At 65.3% G+C, this 22,352-nt stretch carries 16 protein-coding genes; 10 read left to right on the top strand and 6 right to left on the bottom strand.

Features of this window, described 5'->3' with window-relative positions:
- Positions 1–18 precede the first annotated feature (18 nt).
- From EI171_RS14035 to EI171_RS14050, 4 genes are all read right to left on the bottom strand, one after another.
- Positions 19–1,002, bottom strand: a complete 984-nt coding sequence (locus tag EI171_RS14035; protein ID WP_161533625.1) for an SDR family oxidoreductase — start codon at positions 1,000–1,002, stop codon at positions 19–21.
- Positions 1,003–1,068: 66 nt separating this feature from the next.
- A complete protein-coding gene (locus EI171_RS14040) occupies positions 1,069–2,142 on the bottom strand; it encodes a hypothetical protein (protein WP_161533626.1) in 1,074 nt (357 codons plus the stop codon).
- Positions 2,143–2,244: 102 nt separating this feature from the next.
- Positions 2,245–3,738, bottom strand: a complete 1,494-nt coding sequence (locus EI171_RS14045; protein WP_161533627.1) for an NAD(P)/FAD-dependent oxidoreductase — start codon at positions 3,736–3,738, stop codon at positions 2,245–2,247.
- Positions 3,739–3,840: 102 nt separating this feature from the next.
- Positions 3,841–4,290: a cupin domain-containing protein gene (locus EI171_RS14050; RefSeq protein WP_011089457.1), complete on the bottom strand. Its 450-nt coding sequence runs from the start codon at positions 4,288–4,290 to the stop codon at positions 3,841–3,843.
- A gap of 187 nt (positions 4,291–4,477) precedes the next feature.
- On the opposite strand from EI171_RS14050, the gene EI171_RS14055 reads away from it, so the two are divergent.
- Positions 4,478–5,503, top strand: a complete 1,026-nt coding sequence (locus EI171_RS14055) for an AraC family transcriptional regulator (protein WP_161533628.1) — start codon at positions 4,478–4,480, stop codon at positions 5,501–5,503.
- Between the two features lie 9 nt (positions 5,504–5,512).
- Here EI171_RS14055 and EI171_RS14060 read toward each other — a convergent pair whose 3' ends face one another.
- Positions 5,513–7,390, bottom strand: coding sequence for an ATP-binding protein (locus EI171_RS14060; RefSeq protein WP_161533629.1), 1,878 nt, complete (start codon positions 7,388–7,390; stop codon positions 5,513–5,515).
- A gap of 164 nt (positions 7,391–7,554) precedes the next feature.
- Complete coding sequence (locus tag EI171_RS14065; RefSeq protein WP_028174575.1) at positions 7,555–8,187, bottom strand: cupin domain-containing protein; 633 nt, start codon at positions 8,185–8,187, stop codon at positions 7,555–7,557.
- A 218-nt stretch (positions 8,188–8,405) separates the two neighbouring features.
- Here EI171_RS14065 and EI171_RS14070 point away from each other — a divergent pair, with 218 nt between their 5' ends.
- The 9 genes from EI171_RS14070 (at position 8,406) to EI171_RS14110 (ending at position 22,350) form a co-directional block, all read left to right on the top strand.
- A complete protein-coding gene (locus EI171_RS14070; RefSeq protein WP_161533630.1) occupies positions 8,406–10,097 on the top strand; it encodes a peptide ABC transporter substrate-binding protein in 1,692 nt (563 codons plus the stop codon).
- A 27-nt stretch (positions 10,098–10,124) separates the two neighbouring features.
- Complete coding sequence (locus tag EI171_RS14075; RefSeq protein ID WP_011089452.1) at positions 10,125–11,075, top strand: ABC transporter permease; 951 nt, start codon at positions 10,125–10,127, stop codon at positions 11,073–11,075.
- 2 nt (positions 11,076–11,077) lie between these two features.
- The gene (locus tag EI171_RS14080; protein WP_011089451.1) at positions 11,078–11,953 is read left to right on the top strand and encodes an ABC transporter permease; all 876 of its coding nucleotides are present in this window, start codon (positions 11,078–11,080) and stop codon (positions 11,951–11,953) included.
- 40 nt (positions 11,954–11,993) lie between these two features.
- Complete coding sequence (locus EI171_RS14085; protein WP_161533631.1) at positions 11,994–13,322, top strand: FAD-binding oxidoreductase; 1,329 nt, start codon at positions 11,994–11,996, stop codon at positions 13,320–13,322.
- A gap of 13 nt (positions 13,323–13,335) precedes the next feature.
- Positions 13,336–14,262: a glyoxylate/hydroxypyruvate reductase A gene (locus EI171_RS14090; protein ID WP_028174579.1), complete on the top strand. Its 927-nt coding sequence runs from the start codon at positions 13,336–13,338 to the stop codon at positions 14,260–14,262.
- Positions 14,263–14,271: 9 nt separating this feature from the next.
- Positions 14,272–16,140, top strand: coding sequence for an ABC transporter ATP-binding protein (locus EI171_RS14095; RefSeq protein ID WP_202633146.1), 1,869 nt, complete (start codon positions 14,272–14,274; stop codon positions 16,138–16,140).
- A gap of 449 nt (positions 16,141–16,589) precedes the next feature.
- A complete protein-coding gene (locus EI171_RS14100; protein WP_028174581.1) occupies positions 16,590–17,105 on the top strand; it encodes a hypothetical protein in 516 nt (171 codons plus the stop codon).
- 316 nt (positions 17,106–17,421) lie between these two features.
- Complete coding sequence (locus tag EI171_RS14105; protein ID WP_161533632.1) at positions 17,422–20,751, top strand: adenylate/guanylate cyclase domain-containing protein; 3,330 nt, start codon at positions 17,422–17,424, stop codon at positions 20,749–20,751.
- 318 nt (positions 20,752–21,069) lie between these two features.
- Positions 21,070–22,350, top strand: a complete 1,281-nt coding sequence (locus EI171_RS14110) for an HlyD family efflux transporter periplasmic adaptor subunit (RefSeq protein ID WP_246740538.1) — start codon at positions 21,070–21,072, stop codon at positions 22,348–22,350.
- Positions 22,351–22,352: the final 2 nt, after the last annotated feature.

Genomic DNA, 22,352 nt, shown 5'->3' on the forward strand with positions numbered 1-22,352 from the left:
CAAGATTATGAGTCTGCCCTAGCTCGTCATGCCCGCGTGCCACGCGGCGAGCACGTCCTTCTCGTCGTCGCTGGTGAGACCGATGACCGGCCCGTTGCCGGCGCGGAGCCAGTCGAGCGTGTCGCGCGCGGTGGCGGCCACCGGGCGCGAGGTCAATCCGGCCTCGCGTGCCGGCGAGGTGTCGCGTGTCATGAAGCCGGCGAAGTCGGGCAGGGGCAGCCACATCGGCAGTGATCGCGGACCTGCCCAGCGCCGTACGTCATGCGCTTCCAGGAAGGCGCGATCGACCCAGGTGAAGGTGCAGGCGGAGTTCAGCGCGGATGCACATTCGGTCAGGAATTCGCCGCGCGTGCGCACCGGTCCAATCCCGTCATAGATGCCGGTCAGGCGAACCTCGGCCGCATGCACGATCCATTGTGCGAGATCGCGCACGTCGATGAACTGGACGGCATCGTCAGGCGTTCCCGGCGCCAGCACCTCGCCGCCGCGCGCAAGCCGCGCCGGCCAGTAGGCGAAGCGTCCCGTCGGATCCTCCGGCCCGGCGATGAGGCCGGCCCGGCAGATGAAGGCATCAGTGCCGACGGCTTGCTCGCACGCGACCTTGGCGGCGCCATAAATGGCGTCGGTGCTGTGCTCGACGTCTTCGGCCATGGGCTCGCGCAGCGGCGCCGTGTCGGCGCGTTGTCCCGGTATGCGGTTGTCTGCGTAGACGCTGATCGTGGAGACGAAGGTCCAGTGCATGCCCGGCCGCTTCAGCGCCGCGACGGCGCGGCGAACCTGGCCGGGATGACGCGAGACGTCGACGACGGCATCGAATGTCTCGCCCGCGAGCGGCGCGAGACCGTCCGCGACGTTGCGGTCGATCCGGATCAGCCGGCTGCCTGCCGCGATCGGCCCGGCGAGACCGCGGGCGGCGCAGGTCACGTCGTGACCGTTGGCGCAGGCATGGGCCGCAATCGCGCGTCCGAGAAACTGGCTGCCGCCAAGGATGAGGATGCGCATGAAACTGCCCGTGCTGCAGATGAGATCACGAGCCTACTACGTCCGGTAGCGGTTACAACCGATGCCTCAGTGCGCCCTGATCTCCGCGTATTTCGCCATCGCCTTCTCGAACTTCCGGTTGAACAGCCACATCGCAGCGAGAATCTCGCGGAAGCTTGCCGAGCTGCGCGATCTGTCGGCCTGGCCGAACGCGAAGATGCTGTTGTTGCGCAAGTGCCTCATGATCGTGGGGCTCGACACCCGGTAGTTCAGGAGATCGTCCGATTTGAGCGCGGACCGCGTCGGGGTGGGAACGATCTGGATCAGCTCGAACAGCTTCATCTGGTCGATCGGGTCGGGCAGCGTCTTCACGATTCCCGGGATCTCCCGGAACAGATCCGCATGCGCGTTCATGAGACCGTTGCGGACATTGGTCCAGTGATTGAAACGATGATCGGTGCCGCGGGCGCGTGCCTCTTCCCTGTCGTCACGCGCGGCTAGCGCGGGATCGGCCGCCGCGATCTCGCTCTTGATAGACTCCCATTTCCTGCGGCCGTTGCGGTCCTCGGACGGGCCGGTCTGGAAGCTGCCCATATAGGTGTTCGAGCGCGCATTGCGGACGTTCTGCTTGCCGTTGGTCTCGGCAAAGAACAGCCCGAGGCTGATACGTCCCGCAGCTTCGGCGTGGCCAGACGCAAGTCCCTTGGCGCGCGCGATAGCGACTGCGAGATCGACGACGTCCTTGAACGGCGTCGGCGAGTTCTGCGCGCCGGCGGGCGGCGCCTCCATGATCTCGAAGAGTCCAGCATATTCGTCGACCAGCGGCTCGATGTCGGCGTCGAAATAGGCCGGCGGAATCTCGAACTTGTTGGGCTTGCCGATCCGCGACGGCATGGCGTCGGTGAGATCCTTGTAAGCACTGATGACCGCGACGCGTGCCAGATAGAGCGCCTGTCCCGGCAGGTTCGGCAGCGGCTCCTTCGCCGCGATCTGTCGGCGCCGCTCGGCAAGGATGGATTTGAAATCGCCGAGCGCGCGATCGTAGGTGGCGAGCGCCTCCGATTGCCTCGCCGTGAGCGTTTGTGCCTGGCTCGCCGTGAACGTCGTGAGGATCAGCCCAAGCACCGCCAGGGCTGCGGCGGCGTGACATCGTCGTCCCATGGCGGGTTCCCGTGTGCCGGAGATTCGTCGATCATGGGATCGTAAACATCAAACGCGCGGACTGGCGAGTTGCAAATCCCGCTCAGCCCGGGTTCTCCGACCTTACGCTGTGGCCCGGTAGTCCGGCGCCGTCGCCAGGAACTTCGCATAGGCATCCGCATCCGGCGGCTGGAAGTGTCCTTTGAGCCCGCCGCGCTTCTGGTTCTTGGCGCCGATATCGGCCATCAGCTCGTCGAAATGGCGATAGTGATAGGGCGCGACGCACAAGCCGCCATAGACGCCGGCGGCCGGCCGCTCGACGCGCTTGAAGTGCAGCATCATCTCGATGTTGTCGCGCATCGCCTGCGCCGTCGGCTGGTTGGCGAGCTGGCCGTCGGCGTAGCGCACCAGCCAGTTGGCGGCGAGATCGGCGCACAGCACGGTGCAGAACGAGGAGTTGAAGCCGACGAAGCCCAGCTCCGGCAGATCAGGGTTGGCGATCAGCCGGTAGAGCCGGTACTGACCGTCCGCGTCGACCAGTTTCTGCTGATAGGCTGCGGGCAGGAACGGCACGCCGAGCTTGTAGCCGATCGCGAGCACCGCGACGTCGGCGCCGACGCGCTCGCCGCCGCTCATCACGATGCTGTCGCCCTCGTAATGATCGAACGTGCCGAACACCGCCTTGATGCGACCGTCCGCGACCATCGGATAGAAGCCGGGCGTTGCGATCGGCACCGAGCAGTTGACGCCGTCCTCGATCCGCTCTTTCGGTACCATCTTGCACGGGCCAAGCTTGAGCTGCGCCTTCAACAGGCTCTCCAGCCCGCGCCAGTTCGCCCAGATCAGGGGCGCTGCGATGCGGTGTGCGAGCCGCGCCATCGCGCTGGCGCCCCAGCCCGGAAACATCTCCTCCTGCGCACGGATGTAGAGGATGCGCTTGAAGTTCACGAGGCCGCCGATGAAATAGGGGATCCGCCAGACCGGCTCGCGCATCACGATGGTGACTTCGCGTGCGCCTGATTTCACCGCGTTCACCGCGATGTCGGTCGCCGATTTCGAGCCGCCGAGCACGACGACGCGGCGTCCTTTCGCCAGCGCGGGATCGCTGTATTTCGACGAATGCAGGATCTGGCCGCCCTGCGCCAGAAATCCGTCCTCGCCCGGGCAATGCAGCTCACGCGGCTCGTTGAACTGCCCGATGCAGACCGCGACGAAATCGAAATCCTCGTTCGTCGCCTTGCCGTCCTTGGTGGTCAGCGCGAGCGTCCAGCCCGGCTTCCCGTCGGCGCGGCGCGCCATGCCGGCGACCTCGGTGTTGAGGCGCAGCATGCGGTCGAGGCCGAAGCTTTTGGCGTAGTCGGCGAGATAGGCGTGGACCTGCGGCCCGGTCGGCCATTCCGGATAGACGTCCGGCATGGCGCGATCGGTGTAGCGGTAGAGATCCTTCGGGCTCTGGGTCTGTACGTCAGGGTAGGAGCGCGCAGGCTCCCAGACGCCGCCGAGATCGCCGCTGCGCTCGAGAATGGTGACGCGGTGGCCGCGGCTGGAGAATGCCTTTGCGGCGGCGAGACCGGAGACTCCGGCGCCGATCACGCAAACATGCTTGGGACTGACCATGGGATTGCTCGCAATCAGGGTGTTTCGCGCGCAAGCGGCCACGTTCGGCCGCAAGGTGCGGCCGGCGGGGCTGCAAGCTGATGAAAGGCGACGGGGAGGCGTCTAGTCGTTGGCCTCGGGCGGCAGGAAGTCGACCTCGTGCAGTGCCGAGATGCGCACGACTTCGGCAGGGTCGGTCAGATTGTGGAGCTGGTTGAACAGCGCCTCCAGCTTCTGCATCGGCGAGACCCAGAACAGCGCGCGGCACGGCTTGTCAGATTTGTTGAAATAGCCGTGCGGGATGCCGCGCGGCATGCGCACGAGGTCGCCGGCATGGGCCTTGACCCAGACGCCGTCGAGCTTGAGGTCGAGCGTGCCCTCCTGCACCAGGATGAACTCGTCCTGGGTCGGATGGATGTGCACCGGCACGAACTGGCCGGGATCGCTGTTGGTCTCGAACGCGAAGGTGGAGTCGGTGACGGCCTTGGGGAAATAGACCTGACCAAGGATGTTCCAGCTCTTGCCGCCATAGCCCGTGCCAACAGCGGTTATGCCCTTTTCGAGTGCAGTCATGGCTCGCTCCTCATGGATTCCGGCGAGGATGGAGCTTCGGCCAGCGACCGGCTGCCTGTCTATCCGCTAAACGAATCCGGATGGAGCTTTTGCCATGCAGCACGACGATTTTGCGACGCGGCCCTTTCCGCGTCCAGGGAACTATTATAGGCTTAAAGCAATTCCGTGACGCGAAGCGTGGTCGACGATGTCCGCAGCCGTGCTGGAAATGAGCGCAAGTGCGTCCGCAGCAGAACGGCTTGCGGACTTTGCCCGCGTCGCCACCGATGATGTCGATGAGGCGGCCGAGCAGATTGGACGCATCTTCTGTCCGCACGATCTCAAGCCGGCGCAGGCGCGGGCGGCCGGCTTCTCCGCCCGGCACAATTGCGCGGCGTTCGACGGCTTTTCCATCAACTACGTTACCTATGGCGGATCGGTCAGCATCGATCCCGGCTGCCTCGAGCGCTTCTTCCTGCTGCAGGTTCCGCTCACGGGCACCGCCCGCATTCGTGCCGGCGCCGGCGAATTCGATGCCGTACCGGACCGGACGGCGTCGCTGCTGTCGCCGACGATCCCGACCCGGATGATGTGGAGCGACTGTGCCCAAGTGATCCTGTTGCTTGACCGCCGCATGGTCGAGCAGCGCGCCGCGGCCTTGTCGGGGAGGGTCGCGGGCACGGTCGAGTTCGATCCTGTGATCGACCTGGATGCGCCGTCGGGGCGGGCCTTGCGGACCAGCCTTGGCGGGCTGATGACGCTCGCCGAACGTCTTGGCCCCTCCGGCAGGCTTTCACCGGTCGCGACCGCCGATTGGCGGGAGGCGCTGCTCGATCACCTGCTCAATGGCCAGCGTCACGGCCTGTCGGATGCGATCAGGACGTTCTCGGGGCAAGCCGAGCGTCTGCCGCGTGCGCTTCGCGTCGCGCGGGACCGTCTTGCGGACAGTGCCGGCGAGCCGCTCGACCTTGCGCAGCTCGCCTGCGCCGCCGGGATCGGCATCCGCGCGCTCCAGCTCGGCTTCCGCCGTCATTTCGGGGTTTCGATCTCGGAGATGCTGCTCGACATGCGCCTCGCTGGTCTGCACGCCCGGCTCGCGCAAGCCCCGCCCGATGCCTCCATCACCGAGATCGCCTTCGATCTCGGCTTCACTCATCTCGGCCGCATGGCCGGCGCCTATCGTGAAAAATTTGGCGAGACGCCGTCGGCAACGCTGCGGCGAAGGATGAGCTAGCGCAGAGAGCTACTTTCGCGACCGCGTCGTGCCGCTGTCTTCAGCTGCTTGCCTGCGCAAAAAGCCCTCGACATCGGCCTGCACCGAGTAGGGCGTCGGGATCGGGTCGCCCACGGAATCGACGGCGGTGTCGAGAGAGCGGCGCAGCATGCGCGCGAGCTCGGCCTTGCGATAGGGTTTTGTCAGAAGCGGGGCGCCCTTCGTGGCGCGGCCCTGCGCGTGCATCGAGTCGTAGGCGTATCCGGAGGTGAACAGCACCCGCAGGGACGGCCGCGCGGCCACCATCTGCTCGGCGAGTTCGCGTCCGTTGATGCCGCCGGCCATCACGATGTCGGTGAACAGCAGGTCGAACGCCTTGCCCTCAGCGGCGATGGCGAGCGCTTCGGTCGCGTTGGCGGCGGGGATGACCTTGTAGCCGAGGCTCTCGAGCTGGACCGTGACGTATTGGCGGACGTCGCGATCGTCCTCGACGCAAAGGATGGTTTCGCGCCCGCCCACGACCTTGCGATCGTCATAGCCGGCGGGGCGCAGCGTGCTGGTCTCGGCCTTCGGCAGATAGATCGTGAATGTCGTGCCGCGGCCTTCCTCGGACGCGACCTTGATGCCGCCGCCGGATTGCTTGACGAAGCCGAACACCATGCTGAGCCCGAGCCCCGTGCCCTTGCCGACCTCCTTGGTCGAGAAGAACGGATCGAAGATCCGCTCCAGGATGGCCCGCCGGATGCCCGTGCCGGTGTCGGCGATCTCGATCTCGACATAGTCGCCGGCATAGCCGGCGCCGACCGCCACGGCCTCGCGCACGCCGAACACGACGTTGCGCGTCGTCAGGGTCAGCCTGCCGCCGTCCAGCATGGCATCGCGGGCGTTGATCGCGAGGTTGAGCAGCGCCGAGCTCAACTGGCCGCGGTCGACGAGGGCGAGCCAGACCTTGCTGTCGAGCTTCGTCACGATCTCGATCTTCTTGTCGAAGGTCGCCAGCAGCAGTTTTGCCAGCTCCTCGAGCAGCTCGTTGACGTCGATCTCCGTCGGCTGCAGCGCCTGCTTCCTTGCGAAGGACAGCAGGCTCGAGGTCAGCGCGGCGCCGCGATCGGCGGCCTCGCTGATCAGCTTGGTGATGGTCGCTAGCGGCGGATTGTCCTTCACGGCGTCGGCAAGGATCTCGATCGTGCCGGTGATCACGGTGAGCATGTTGTTGAATTCGTGCGCAATGCCGCCGGTGAGTTGCCCGACCGCCTCCATCTTCTGGGCCTGTATCAGCTGCTCCTCGGCGGCGCGCTTCTGGGTGATGTCCTTGACGAAACTGTTGATGATGGTGCGCCCGCCGAGCTGGAGTGCCGTGCCCGACGCCTCGACCAGGATCGCATCGCCGTTCCTGTGGAGCAGGCTTACCTCGAAGCGAATGCCGATCGGCGTATCCGACAGTTCCGGCAGCAGCCGCATCATGCGCTGCCTGAAGCCGGCGCGGAGCGGCTCGGCGACGAGGAGGTCGACGACGTCGGCGCCGATGGCCTCCTGCCGCGACCATCCGGTCAGGGCTTCGGCCTGAAAGCTCCATTCCACGACGATGCCGCGTTCGTCGGTCTGAATGAAGGCGTCGAGCGCGGTCTTGATGACGGCTTGCGTCATCTGTGCGCTCTCGGCGACGGCCTTCGCCCGATCGGCCAGTTGCGCGGCAGCCCGCTCGGCCTGCGACGTCTCGATCGCGCGCGTGCAGAGACGCGCGAGCAGCACCGCAACGACACCGCTCGCCATCAGGGCGATGAGCTGGGCCATGCCGAACCCGCGCGGGCCGGCGGTGCCGGTCATGGCATAGGAAGCGAGAAGGAGTGCGGCGGTCACGACGACCTGGGCGGCCATCGCAAATGTCACAACCCCCCTGAGTTTCATGGCCTCACACCCAAGACGCCAGCCGCGGACCGTACCGGCCCCGTCCTGTCGAGGAGTCCGGCATTATGTGAGCTACAGATTCCGTGCGTTTCCGTCGAGGGGCAATTTCAGGTGGCGCGGGACGGCCGGCCGTCCCGGAAACGAGGCCCGGCCTGCCTCGGGCTTCAACCCGCCGGCGAATCGGTCTGGCGCAATGTCGTCACCCAGATCACGCGCGCCGTCTGCTGGGTCGGGTTGTCGAACATGTGCGGCACGATGCTCGGGAAACGAAAACTGTCGCCGGCCTCGAGCACGTGGGCCTGGTTGTCGAGCCACAGCCGCAGGCTGCCGGACAGGATGTAGCCGGCCTTCTCGCCGGTGTGCTGCAGGAAGTCGGTGCCGGACGAGGCGCCGGGATTGAGCGTGAGCTCGTAGAGTTCGAGTTGGCCCTTGCCATCGGGGGTGAGCGCTTCCTTGACGACGCCGCTCGCGGTGAGGCGCAGCAGCCGACGGCTGTTCTTGCGCACGATGTAGCGCTGCACGTCGCCGGGATCGGTGGTCTCGAAGAAATAGGAGATCGGCACGTCGAGCGCGATGCTGAGCAGGCGCAGCGTGCGGATCGACGGCATGGCGCGCGCGCGTTCGAGCTGGCTGATCATGCCGTTCGACAGGCCGGTCTTGTTGGCGACGTCCTGGATCGAGAGGCCGGCGCGCTGACGCAGCAGCCGTACGGTTTCGCCGAGGCGCTGGTCGACCGCATCGTCGGCCTCGATCGTCGGAGCGTCCTTCGGACCGTTGGTATCGCCGCGACCATCCATGTCGCTCTCCCATGCATCATCTCAGCCTTGGACCGCATCGGTCCGAGGCTTCAGTCGGAGTGAAAAGGTCGCGCATACTAGCAATGCGATTGACAGCTGTATTTAGTCATGATGAACTTTTGATCGAAAAATTTAGAAGCACTAAAGCCCACTCCTGTCCCCTGCCGGGGTCTCGGGGCGCGGGGGACGGTGCCGTGTGCGACAACGGAGAGTGGGTCATGGCAAACGACACCGGCAGGTTCGGCGTTGGGGCAGTGCATCTCGGTAGTCCGAATCGCCGTCAATTCTTCCAGCTCGGGGCCGGCGCCGCGGCGGGATGGAGCCTCGCAGGCAATGCCTTCGCCCAAACCGAGCGCCCGACCAATCCGCCGGACAAGCCGCGCGGGCAGGTGATTGCGGCGCTGTCGCAGGAGCCGACCGTCTTCCATCCGCTGATGCCCGGCATCGAGGTCGATCAGGGCGTCTGGTGGCAGGTGTTCTCGCTGCTCTGGTTCATCGATCCCGAGGGCAATTTCGTTCCCGATCTGGCGCGCGAGGTCCCGACCATCGAGAATGGCGGCCTGTCGGCCGACGGCCTGACCTGGAAGATCAAGCTGCGCAGCGACGTGAAGTGGCATGACGGCACGCCGTTCACGGCGGACGACGTGAAGTTCTCGCTCGAGCTGATCAACAATCCCGATTTCCGCGCGCGCAGCCGCGTCGGCCACAGCCTCGTGAAGGACATCAAGGTCGTCGCGGCGGACGAGATCCACTGGCGAATGGAAGCTCCCTATTCGCCCTATATGTCGATCCTGGGATCGCTGACCTTCATCGTGCCCAAGCACATCCTGGAGAAGATGTCCGATCCGAACGCCTCGCCGTTCCACAATGCGCCTGTCGGCACCGGACCGTTCCGCTGGGGTGAGCGCGTGCCCGGCGACCACATCCTCCTGAATGCCCACACCGGCTATCACGGCAAGGGGCCGTACGTCGAACGCGTGGTGTTCAAGTACATCCCCGACCTCACCGTGCTCTACACCCAGTTCCGCACCGGCCAGGTCGACTACACCGGCCTGCAAGGCATCCTGCCGAACTTCGTGCAGGAGGCGAAGACGCTGAAGGGCCGCAAGATCTTCGTCTCGGCGACGTCCTCGGTGGAGCATATCGCGCCCAACCTGGATTTCGGTCCCTTCGCCGACCGCGCGGTGCGCGATGCGCTCTATCTCGCCATCAACAAGCAGGCGATCATCGACGCGCTCTATTACGGCCTGCCGACGCAGACCGAGAGCTTCGTGCCGCAGCAGGCGTGGTCGTTCCAGAAGGGTCTGCCGCAGCACAAATACGATCCCGCCAAGGCCAATGCGCTGCTCGATGCGGCGGGATGGGTTCGCAGCTCCAGCGGCGTTCGCGAGAAGGGCGGCGTCAAGCTCGAATTCACCAACTCGACGACGTCAGGCAATGCGGTGCGCGAGCAGACCCAGCAGCTCCTGGTGCAGGACTGGCGCGCGATTGGTGCTGCGATGCGCGTCAACAACATGCCGGCGGCGGTGATCTGGGGCGACTTCTGGCAGCAGTCGAAGTTCAACTCGGTGCTGGTGTCGGTGAACTTCATGCTGGGCAGCGACCCCGACGTGACGCCGCGCTTCGGCTCCGGCGCCATTCCCGCCAAGGGCGGCCGCGGCTACAACACCTATCAGTACCAGAGCCCGGAGGCTGATCGTCTTCTCGCCGAAGGCGCCAAGCAGTTCGATCTGTCGCAGCGCAGGACCACCTATGGCGATCTGCAAAAGCTGATCCGCAACGACCTCGCGATCCTGCCCATGTTCCAGGGCTTCATCGCCGAAGGCGTGAAGGAAGGGCTGCAGGGTTTCCGTCCCAACATCAACACCTCCATCAATTGCTGGAACATCCGCGAATGGTACTGGGCCTGATGGCTCCGGCTCGCTGGATCGCCTGAGATGGCCCGCTATGTCGTCAATCGCCTTGCGCAGGCGATCATGCTGCTTGTGATCGTCTCGGCGATCGGCTTCGCCCTGCTGCATCTGGCGCCGGGCGGTCCGCTCTCGCAATTTGCCGCTTCCGCGCAGATGACGCAGGAGGATCTCGACCGCGTCACCAGGCAGCTCGGCCTCGATCGGCCGCTGCCGATCCAGTATCTCGACTGGTTCGGCCGCATGCTTAAGGGCGATTGGGGCAAGTCCTACCGCGACGGCGAGGCGGTGCTGTCGGTGATCTCGTCGCATCTCGGCGCAACGCTGGAGCTGATGGCGACGGCGACGATCATTGCGGTGCTGCTCGGCTGCTGGATCGGTATCCTTGGCGCGCTGCGCCGCTACTCGCTGTTCGACACGCTCGCGACCGTCGGCGCCATGATCGCGCTGTCGATCCCGACCTTCTGGTTCGGCCTCGTCACCATCTACGTGTTCTCGGTGAAGCTCGGCTGGCTGCCGGCCGGCAACCGCGAGACCGTCGGCGACGGCTCCTTCCTCGACCTGCTGCATCATCTGATCGCGCCGGCCCTGGTGCTGGCGCTGGTCGAGACCGCGATGTGGGGCCGCTTCATGCGCTCCTCGATGCTCGAGGTCATCAACCAGGATTACATCCGTACCGCGCGCGCCAAGGGCATGCCGGAATGGCGGATCCTCACCGTGCACGCGCTTCGCAATGCGCTGCTGCCGATGATCACGGTGGCCGGCCTCCAGTTTCCGACGCTGCTCGGCGGCGCGCTGGTCGCCGAGACCGTGTTCACCTGGCCCGGCATGGGACGGCTGTTTCTCGATTCCATCGGCTATCGCGACTATCCCGTGGTGATGGGCATCCTGATGTTTTCGGCGACCATGGTGCTGATCGGCTCGCTGCTCGCCGACATCTTCTATGCCGTCGTCGATCCGCGCATCCGGGTGGGCTAGCGATGACGAGCGCGGTTCTCTCCACCGACCAGCTCGCGCCCGGCCAGGCCGCCTGGCGGCGATTCCGCCGGCACCGGCTCGCGCTTGCGGGCGCCGTGATCATCCTCGTTCTCGTCCTCGGCTCTGCGTTGGGTCCTTACCTGCTGCCGTTCGACGACACCTATATCGACATCATGAAGCGGTTCGCGCCGCCGCTCTCGGGCGCACACATCCTCGGCACCGACGAGCTCGGCCGCGACGTGCTGGCGCGGCTGATGATGGGCGGACGGGTGTCGCTCTCGATCGGCATCGTCGCGATGGTGATCGCGATGGCGGTCGGCATCGCCGTCGGCGCCTTCGCCGGCTTCTATGGCGGTGTGGTCGGTGCGGTCCTGATGCGGCTCGTCGACGCCGTGCTGTGCTTTCCGACCATCTTCCTGCTGCTTGCGCTCGCCGCGCTGACCGAGCCCGGCCTCGTCACCACCACCGTGCTGATCGCGGCGACCGCCTGGATGAGCGTTGCCCGCGTCGTCGAGGCCCAGGTTCGTTCGCTCAGGGAGCGCGAGTTCGCGGTCGCCGCCGTCGCGTTCGGCTCGTCGAACCTGCGGATCATGTTCCACGAGCTCGTGCCCAACGCGATCGCGCCGATCGTGGTCGCGGCGACGCTGAACGTCGCCAAGGCGATCCTGCTCGAATCCTATGTCAGCTATCTCGGCTACGGCATCCAGCCGCCGGCCGCGAGCTGGGGCAACATGCTCAACAACGCGCAGATCTATCTCACCAGCGCGCCGTGGCTCGCCATTGCGCCGGGCCTCGCCATCACGCTCGCGGTCACGAGCTTCAACTTCCTCGGCGACGGCCTGCGTGACGCGCTCGATCCCAGGATGAATATCCCATGACGAGCAAGAGCTCGATCGAACTGAAGTCCAGGAGTGTCCGATGTCCCCGCCGCTCAACCGTATAAATAGCGACGAACGCCTGCCGGCGCAGGCCGACGTCGTCGTCATCGGCGGCGGCGTCATCGGCGTCTCGGCGGCCTATCATCTGGCGAAGAAGGGGCTTTCCGTCGCGCTCGTCGAGAAGGGGCATGTCGGCGGCGAGCAGTCGAGCCGCAATTGGGGCTGGTGCCGCCAGCAGGGCCGCGCGCGTGAGGAGATTCCGCTGGCGCGCGAGGCGCTGCGGCTGTGGGAGGACATGCAGAACGACGCCGGCGTCGATGCCGGCTTCCGCCGCACCGGCGTCTTGTTCCTGACCAAGAGCAAGGACGAGCTCGCCGGCTGGGAACGCTGGGCCGCGATCGCGCGCGAGCAGCAGGTGCATTCCACCGTCCTGACGCCGGCGGAGGTCGCCGAGCGCATGCCAGGCAATGCCGACAAGTGGGTCGGCGGCCTGCACACGCCGAGCGACGGCCGCGCCGAGCCGTCGATGGCCGTGCCCGCGCTTGCGACTGCCGCGCGAAAGCACGGCGTTACGATCCACCAGGGCTGCGCCGCGCGCGGGCTGGAGACGACCGGCGGGCGGGTCAGCGCCGTCGTCACCGAGAAGGGCACCATCCGCGCGCAATCCGTGCTGCTCTCGGGCGGCGCGTGGTCGTCGCTGTTCTGCCGCCGTCACGGCATCGAGCTGCCGATCGGCCTCGTCAACGCCACCGCGTGCCGGACCACGCCCGGGCCGGAGATCACGTCGGGTGCGCTCGGTACCGATTTTTACTGCATCCGCCGCCGGCTCGACGGCGGCTTTACGCTGGCGCTGCGCAACCGCGGCACGGTCGAGCTGTCGCCCGATCTGTTCCGCTACGCGCGTACCTTCTGGCCGACCTATCTGCATCGCCGCAACGGACTGAAGATGTCGTTCGGCAAGTCGTTCTTCGACCAGCTCATGCGCGGCACCAGCTGGAGCCTCGACAAGCCGTCGCCGTTCGAGACCGAACGGGTGCGCGACCCCGCGCCCGACATGTCGCTGGTCAATGCGGCGCTATCAGCGCTGATCAAGTCGAACCCCGAGCTCAAGGACATCGAGATCGCGGAAGCCTGGGGCGGCACGATCGACTGCACGCCCGATACGATCCCGGTGATCTCGCCGGTCGATGCGCTGCCGGGCTTCTTCCTCGCCACCGGCTTCTCCGGCCACGGCTTCGGCATCGGCCCTGCGGCCGGCAAGCTCGCCGCCGACATCGTGACCGGCTCGACGCCGCTGGTCGATCCTGAGCCCTACAGCCACAAGCGCATGATCGACGGCCGCCGGCTCGCGCCGGTCAGCCCGTTCTGAGGGCCTTGGCCGCATGACGGTTCTCTACAAGGCCAACATGGTGCGCGGCGCGGAGTGGGCGCGCTTCTTCGCGGAGCGCGCGCCGCATCTGCCGTTCCGGCTCTGGCCCGACATCGGCGATCCCGCCGAGGTGCGCTATCTCGTGGCGTGGGTGCCGCCTGATAACATTGCGGCGACCTTTCCAAACCTCGAGCTGGTCTTCTCGGTCGGCGCCGGCGTCGACCAGTTCGACGCCAGCAAACTTCCACCGCACATCCCGCTGGTGCGCATGCTGGAGCCCGGCATTGCCGAGACCATGGTGGAATACGTCACCATGGCCGTGCTCGCCCTGCATCGCGATCTCCTGCACTTCATCGCCCAGCAGAAGGAACAGGTCTGGCGCGAGATCCGGATCACGCCGGCGAAGCGGCGGCGTGTCGGCGTGATGGGGCTCGGCCAGCTCGGCCAGGCCGTGCTCGAACGCCTCAAGGCGTTCGGCTTCCCGCGTCTCGGCTGGAATCGCTCGCCGCGCGAGATCGAGGGCGTTATCTGCCATGCGGGCATGGACGCCTTGCCCGACTTCCTTGCGCAGACCGACATTCTCGTCTGCCTGCTGCCTCTGACCGATGAGACAAGCGGGATCCTGAACGCGGACCTGTTCGCGCGCCTGCCGCGCGGCGCCTCCCTGGTCAATGTCGGGCGTGGCCCGCATCTCGTCGAGGCCGATGTCCTCGCGGCTCTCGACAGCGGCGCACTCTCGGGGGCTGTCCTCGACGTCACCGATCCCGAGCCGCTGCCGGCGGGCCATCCATTCTGGAGCCATCCGCGCATCTTGCTGACGCCGCACAACGCCAGCATGACCACGCCGGATACGGCCGTCGACTACGTGCTCGACGTCATCGCACGTCACCGTCGCGGCGAGGATCTGCCGGGGCGTGTCGATCGTACGCGCGGCTACTAGGACACTCGCATGAGCATCGGCGCCAGCAGATCTGACCAAGTCATTGCCGAAGCGCAGGGGCCGGTGCTGTCGGTCGCGGGCTTGACCACGTCCTTCATGCGCGAGCGGCAATGGATCCCTGTCGTCCGCAACGTGTCGTTCGACGTCGCGCCGCGCGAAACCGTGGCGATCGTCGGCGAGTCCGGTTCGGGCAAGAGTGTCACTGCGCTGTCGATCATGCGGCTCATTCCGAAGGAGAGCGGGCGGATCGAAGGCCGCGTCACGCTCGCCGGCCGCGATCTCCTCGCGCTGCCCGAAGCGAGCATGAAGGACATCCGCGGCAACGACGTCGCCATGATCTTCCAGGAGCCGATGACGAGCCTCAATCCGGTGCTCACCATCGGCTTCCAGATTGCGGAAGCGCTGATCCAGCATCGCGGCATGTCGCGGGCGGCGGCCGAGGCCGAGACCGTCCGGCTGCTCGACCGCGTCCGCATCCCTGCTGCGAAATCTCGCTTCCACGAGCATCCGCACCGCTTCTCCGGCGGCATGCGCCAGCGCGTGATGATCGCGATGGCGCTGGCCTGCAAGCCGAAACTCCTGATCGCCGACGAGCCGACCACCGCGCTCGACGTCACGATCCAGGCCCAGATCCTGGAGCTCCTGAAGGAGCTCCAGCAGGAAGAGGGGATGTCGATCCTCTTCATCACCCACGACATGGGCGTGGTCGCCGAGATCGCGGACCGCACGGTCGTAATGTATGGCGGGCAGGCGGTGGAGACCGATGCGACATCGCGCATCTTTGCCGCGCCCTCGCATCCCTACACCCGCGCGCTGCTCGCGGCGGTGCCTCGCCTCGGCTCGATGGACGGGCGTCCGCGGCCGATGCGCTTTCCGATTGTCGACAAGGTCACCGGCACCTCAGATGAGCCGACCGAGACACCGGATACGGTCTCGACTGCCGAGCGCCCGCTGCTCGAAGTCTCGAACCTCACCACGCGCTTTCCGATCCGCTCGGGATTGTTCGGCAAGGTCTCCGGCCGCGTCCACGCGGTCGAGAACGTCTCCTTCACCTTGCACGCCGGCGAGACGCTGGCGCTGGTCGGTGAATCCGGCTGCGGCAAGTCGACGACCGGCCGCTCGATCCTCAAGCTGCTCGAGCCGGACAGCGGGACGGTTCTGCTCGACGGCCAGGATGTGCTGGCGATGAACGGCCGCACCTTGCGCGACTTCCGCAAGCAGATGCAGATCGTGTTTCAGGATCCGTTCGCGAGCCTCAATCCGCGCATGTCGGTGGGGACGGCGATCGCAGCGCCGCTGCTGGCCAACGGCCTCGCCACCGCTGCGCAGGGGCGCGACAAGGTCGCCGACCTGCTCGTGCGCGTCGGCCTGACCGCCGACATGGCCGCGCGCTTCCCGCATGAATTCTCCGGCGGCCAGCGCCAGCGCATCTGCATTGCGCGGGCGCTCGCGCTCGGGCCGAAGCTGATCGTCGCGGACGAGGCGGTTTCGGCGCTCGACGTCTCGGTGAAGGCGCAGGTCGTCAACCTGATGCTCGACCTTCAGGCCAGCATGGGCCTTGCCTACCTCTTCATTTCCCACGACATCGCGGTGGTCGAGCGCATGAGCCACCGGGTCGCGGTGATGTATCTCGGCGAGATCGTCGAGATCGGCCCGCGCGCAGCCCTGTTCGGCAATCCGCAGCATCCCTATACGAAGAAGCTGATGGCCGCCGTGCCGGTCCCCGATCCCGCGCGCCGCGGCACCAAGCGCGAGGCCTCCAACGACGAGATCAGGAGCCCGGTGCGCGCGCCGGACTACCAGCCGCCGGTGCGGCAATATCGCGAGGTCTCGCCTGGTCACGTCGTCCAGGTGTGGGGCGAGGAGTGGTCGGCCTGAGGCGCGCAGGATGCGGTACGTTTCCGATGACGTGACCGAACGCATGAGTTGACGTGTACGAAGCAGGCAAGTGTAGATAGGTTTGATGTCGGCGAAAGCGCCGGGCAGATGCAGACTCGTCCTCCGGAAATCGTGACCGGATCGAGCGGCAGGGAGCTGCGGAATGTGAACGATCTCATATTCCATCACACTCTTCTCGAGCTACCAATTCCGCAAGAAATTGCCGCACCCGAAGCTAACTGACAGACACGGGTGAGATGCAATGCCTGCGAAGCCGCGTGCTCGCAGCTTTGGATTGGCTCTCGTCTTGCTCGCGAGCAAGCCAGCCCCATCACTCAGCACAGATTTTTCAGAAATTGGAATCAGGGGAATCGCAAGACGCGTCCACGAGGCTGCCTCTATTCGGGGTCGGCCGGTAGGCTGCTACTTACCCAAGAAGGAGCTCACCAATGAAGCTAGGCGATGCAGTTTCCAGTGCAGTGTCCGAAACGAGGCAAGCCGGCAATCTTCGGATCGCTCGTTCCAGCCTGATCAAATCGGCCCATCTTCTTGAAAGAATTGGGCTCGCAGCCGTTGGGGCCTCTTGCGGCCTCTATGTGGGCGCGACCCTGTTGCGTCAGAGAGACGGACTGTTTGAAAGCGGCTGGATTGTGCTGATGACCACGCTCTACGGAGCTCTCAGCTATTATGTCGGAATTGATTTGTCTCGCAGTGTCGCTCGGAAGTCGATCTCGAGCCTCTCGGAAGAATACACCGGTTCCGAGGCGGTTGAGATCATGAGCGCGGCCGGAACGTTCGTCGCCGCCATTGCCGCAACCCTGTCAGTCAGCATCCTTGTCCTTGATCAAAATCTCCCCAACGGCCTGATAGGCTTTGTTGCCGGCTGTTGGGTGGTTGGCTCTTCGCTTCAAGTTGCGGCGGGCACGATGGCTCGCAGCTACGAAGCGTCGATGGACAAGGAATGAAGGACTGCGCTCACGGAGAGCGTCTGCCAGGCGTGGTGACGCGGACACGAGCCGCAGTGTTGGAGCGGGCCTCAGGTACGGGGTGAGTAGCCACGAATCATCGCAACCTCCGTCGTTCAACGCTGCGTGCTGACGATTTTTGGTGGCGCTGCCGTTCGCATCGGGCAATGCCGCTGTTTGGAAGCCGTATCGGTACTGAGCAACCTGAGTTTATCGCGCAACAAACAAGACGTGCCATCATGATGATGTTGGGATATCGTCCCCGCGCCGTGGTCCAAAATTCTGCTAACCGCCAACCACAGGATCGGTGGAGCCAATGCAGATTGCGGAGTGGCTCGAGAAGCTGGGACTTGGGCAGTACGCAGAGCGTTTTGTCCAAAATGGCGTCGACATGGGCGTCCTTCCCGAGCTGATGGACGAGGACTTCGATAAGCTCGGAGTCCTGCTCGGCCATCGCCGTAAAATGCTGCGTGCTATTGCCGACCTCGATCCCGCCGCGTTGATTGCATCGCCGACTCCTCCTCACGACGCCGAGCGGCGCCACCTCACCGTCATGTTTTGCGATCTGGTCGGCTCGACTGCACTCTCGGCGCGTCTCGATCCCGAGGATATGTGGGAAGTGATCCGGGCCTATCGCGCTGCCTGCGCGAGGGTCATTTCCGCCTATGACGGCAGCATAGCCAGGTTCGTCGGCGACGGAATACTCGTCTATTTCGGCTATCCGCGCGCCCATGAGGATGACGCGGAGCGCGCAGTGCGCGCGGGCCTCGACGCCATCTCTGCGATGCGACAGCTCAAGACGAGCGGCGACGAACGGGTTGAGTTGCGGATCGCAATCGCGACCGGGCTTGTGGTGGTCGGCGACCTCATCAGCGGAGATGCGTCAGAGGAGAGCGCAACGGTCGGCGATACACCAAACCTCGCTGCCCGGCTCCAGAGCCTGGCGGAGCCGGGAGCGGTCGTCGTTGCCTCGTCGACGCGCCGGCTGCTCGGTGATCTCTTCACTTTTCGCAACCTCGGCCGCCGCGAGGTCAAGGGGATATCCGAACCCATCGCGGTCTGGGCGGTCGAGGGAGCGCCCGCATCGGAAAGTCGCTTCGAGGCGGTCCACGCGGCGCGCTCGATCGGCTTTGTCGGCCGCAAGGAGGAGATCGAACTCACGCTCTCGCGCCAGCGGTTGGCATGGCAGGGGCAAGGGCAGATGGTGCTGATCTCCGGCGAAGCCGGCATCGGCAAGTCGCGCATGGTCGCAATGCTGTCCGAAAGCCCCGTGTTGGGGGCGCACCGCCGCGTGCGATATCAGTGCTCGCCGTACCACACCAACAGTGCGCTTCATCCCTTTGTCGCGCAACTCGAGCGCGCTGCCGGCATTTGCTCGCACGACACGCCCGGGCAAAAGCTCGACAAGCTCGAGGCGATGCTGGCGCTTGGAACGCAGCAGGTTGCCCGGGCGACAGCGCTCATTGCGGCACTGCTTTCGATCCCAACCGGCGACCGTTATCCGCCGCTCGGTCTGAGCCCGGCGCAGCTGCGGCGACAGACCTTTGCCACCCTTCTCGATCAGCTCGAGGGGCTCGCGCGAGAGCAGCCCCTGCTGATCATCTGCGAGGATATGCATTGGGCCGATGCCACGACACTTGAACTGTTCGATCTCACGGTCGACCGGATCAGGCGACTGCCGATACTCGTGCTCATGACGTCGCGGCCGGAGTTCGAGCCCTCCTGGTCGGGCCTTGCCAACGTCACTCTGTTGCGGCTCGACCGGCTCGATCGGCAGGACACGCGGGCGCTGGTCGAGCAGGTGACTGTCGGTCGCCAGCTGCCACGCGAGATGATGAAGCAGATCATCGACAGGACGGATGGCGTCCCGCTATTCGTCGAGGAATTGACCAAGATGGTGCTGGAGTCCGGATGGCTCGTCGAAGGTGCCGGGCGCTATCGCCTCGAAAGTCCGCTCCCGCCGCTGGCTATTCCCGCGACGCTGCAGGATTCGCTGATGGCGCGGCTCGACCGGCTGGCTCCGGTCAAGGAGGTGGCGCAGATAGGCGCCGCCATCGGCCGCGACTTCTCATACGCGCTGCTGAGATATGTGGCGGGACGCGATGATCTGACGCTGAGCGCTGCGCTGGGGCAACTCGAGGAGGCCGAACTGCTGGTGTGTCGCGGGGCTCCGCCCGAGGCAAACTACAGTTTCAAGCACGCTCTCGTTCAGGAGGCGGCCTACGAGAGCCTGCTCAAGAGCAAACGGCAGGTGCTTCACACGCGCATCGGCGATGTCCTGCGCGAAAAGTTTCCAGTCGTCGCCGAGACCGAGCCGGAAGTTCTGGCACGCCACTTCACCGAGGCTGGGCTGAACGAGGTCGCCCTCGAGTGGTGGCGCAAGGCGGGCCAGCAGGCGCTGAAACGCTCGGCCTATTCCGAGGCAATTGCGCATCTCGGCAAGGCGATTGCCATCGCCGATGAGTTGCCTGACGAGCCTCGCCGGATGATGAGCAGGCTGCATCTTCAAATCGCATATGGCCGCGCGTTAAGGGGCGGCCTCGGGCACAGCGCCCCCGAAACGGTAGCCGCATGGACGCGCGCCCGGCAGTTCGCTGCCGACATCAATGATCCGGTGGAACTTGCGCCGATACATTCGGGCCTCTTCAATGCCTGTCTGACACACGGCGAACTTGCTCCAATGCGGGAACTGGCCGACGCCATCATGAGTGCCGCGGAGCGACGACCGGACGCGCCGGTGGCCGCCGTCGTTGCGCATTGGACAGGCGGCGTCACCTGCTGGTTCGGGGGCGACTATTTGAACGCGAGAACGCATCTCGAGCGGGCACTGGCGATCTATGGTGCCGAGCCGGATCCCGCGACGTTCAGGCCCTCGGCGCTGGATCTGCCGTTCGTGATCATGAGGTTTCTTGCTCTGGTGCTTTGGCCGCTTGGCAGCATCGCTCGCGCGCGCCGGCTCGCAGCCGAAGCGGTGAGCGCTTCGGGAGAACAACGGGCGCTGTCCCGGGCCAATGCGCTTGTTCATCGGGCCGTGTTCGACGGACTGTGCGGGGGCATGTTGCAGCAGACGGATACCATCCTGGCGCTTGGTCTCGCGCGCGACCACACGATGCCGCTGTACGTGGCCGCCGGTACCTATCTGAATGGCCTCGCCAAGTGGCGTGCCGGCGACCGGATGGCCGGACTGACGGAAATGCGTCGCGGATGGACCATGCTGCGCGAGAATGACTGCTACCTCTGTGAACCGTTTTGGGGGATGCAGGTCGCGATGGCGGATGCAGAGGTGGGCCAACTCGAAACCGGGCTGGAGATCTTGAGCGAATTGATCGCATGGGCGGGACAATCCGGTCAGCGTTGGCTTGATGCCGAGCTGCATCGCGTCCAGGGCGAGCTTTTGTCGCGACATGACCCTCCGGACGATTCCGGGGCCGAAAATGCCTTCAACCGGGCACTGGAAATCGCACGCCACCAACAGGCGAAGACTTTCGAGCTGCGCAGCGCCATTGGACTTGCGCGCCTGCACAAGACAAATGGCCGAGCGGGCGCGGTTTTCGAACTGCTCGCTCCCGTCCTCGCCGAATTCGAGGCGGAACGAAATCTTCCCGAAGTCGAAGAAGCGAAAGAGCTGCTTAGGAATGGGCGTTAGCCGCGCCGCCATTCGATCGGCGCAACCGGCGCGCCGACTTCAAGCCGGAATAGGTCGGCATCCTGGTCTTCGATTCGGGGAGCCGTAGTCTTCCGGTTTTGACACAGCTTAACCTAATGTGGTGAAAGCTAAATACGCTTCTCTTGGTTGTGAACGCGAGTCTGCTGCGGCGGCGAATCCCGATCTCGGCTAGCACCAATGTTGTCGGATTGCTCAGTGCCTCAAGGCGCAGACTCCATCCCAGGGCCGGGCCATGCGGCGATTGGCTTGCCTTCGCTGGGGCAGGCGCGGCGACCAAAGCCCATTGGAGATCCAGTCGTGGTTCGCTTGCATGTCGAACGTTTCATTCGCAGCCGGATTGTTCGCCGATCCTTGGCGCTCGGGATCATCGCTCTGAGCGGATGGACCCTGTTGCCGTATGTGACCTACCGAATCGCTCCCTCCGCCTATGTCAATGCCGAGCTCATGCGGGTGACTGCACCGATGGCGGGTCAGCTCTCGTCAGATCTTCCACGCAAGGGTGAATATTTCCAGCGCACCCGAATGGTGCCGCTGGTCGAGGCGCGTTCGCCGGATCGCCGGCACCTCATGGACCTTGATCAGCAGCTTGCCATGTCCATCAAACGCGCCGAGCTCGCACGTCGGCAACTGGAGGAAATCGCCGAGCTCGATCGCAAGCTCGGCGAGCGCAGCGAGGACTATCGTTTGGGGATGGTGGCGCGCCTGAGCCACGAGATCGGCGAAACGGAAGCTGAAAAAGGCGGCTGTCTCGCCGAGGCGCGGCAGCGGAACGATGTCGCGGGCCGGATGGAGAGGCTCGTGAAGCTCGGCATCAGTTCGCAGATCCGCTCCGGTGAGGCCCAGGCCTCGCAGGAGGCAACCGCAACGCGGTGCCAGATGGCCGATGAACGCCTGCAGCGCCTCAAGACCGAGATGGGGGCGGTCGAGAAGGGCATCTATCTTCGTGGCGATGCCAATGACGTGCCCTATTCTCAGCAGCAGCGCGAGCGGCTTGTCCTCCGCCGCCAGGAGCTCGAGACGGACCTGTTGCAGAACAGCTCACGCGCCGCGCAGCTGGCCGCGGAAATCGCAGAGGAACGCACTCGACTTGATCGTCTCGATCACTACGATCTGTCCTTGCCCGCAGCCCATGTGGTCTGGTCGGTCGCGGCCAGCCCGGGCTCGATGGTCACGGAAGGGCAATCGGTCTTCGATTTTGCAGATTGCGAGCGCCGGTTCATCGTTGTTGAACTCCCCGAGCGTGATTTCGAGAAGATCAAGGCCGGAGATGCGGCTACCGTCCGCCTGATTGGGAGCCGCGAATGGAAGACCGGCCAGATCCGGCAAGTCCGCGGATCGGCAGCCTACGGCGATGATCGGCTGCTTGCGGCTCGGGTGCCGCGGCCTGATCCGGGCAACATCACCGTAGAGATATCGCTTCCGCCCAATGATACGTCGGCCGACCGCAACGGCTCCTGCGATATCGGACGGTTGGCTGAGGTGCGCTTCGAGCGCAGCGCCGACGGCCTGCTACGATTGGTCAGCTCGAAGTTGAAATGGCTGACCGCTCGCCTGGAGCTCGACCAGTCGTCCCTGTAAGC

This window comes from Bradyrhizobium sp. LCT2 (assembly GCF_009931255.1).
GTDB lineage: Bacteria > Pseudomonadota > Alphaproteobacteria > Rhizobiales > Xanthobacteraceae > Bradyrhizobium > Bradyrhizobium diazoefficiens.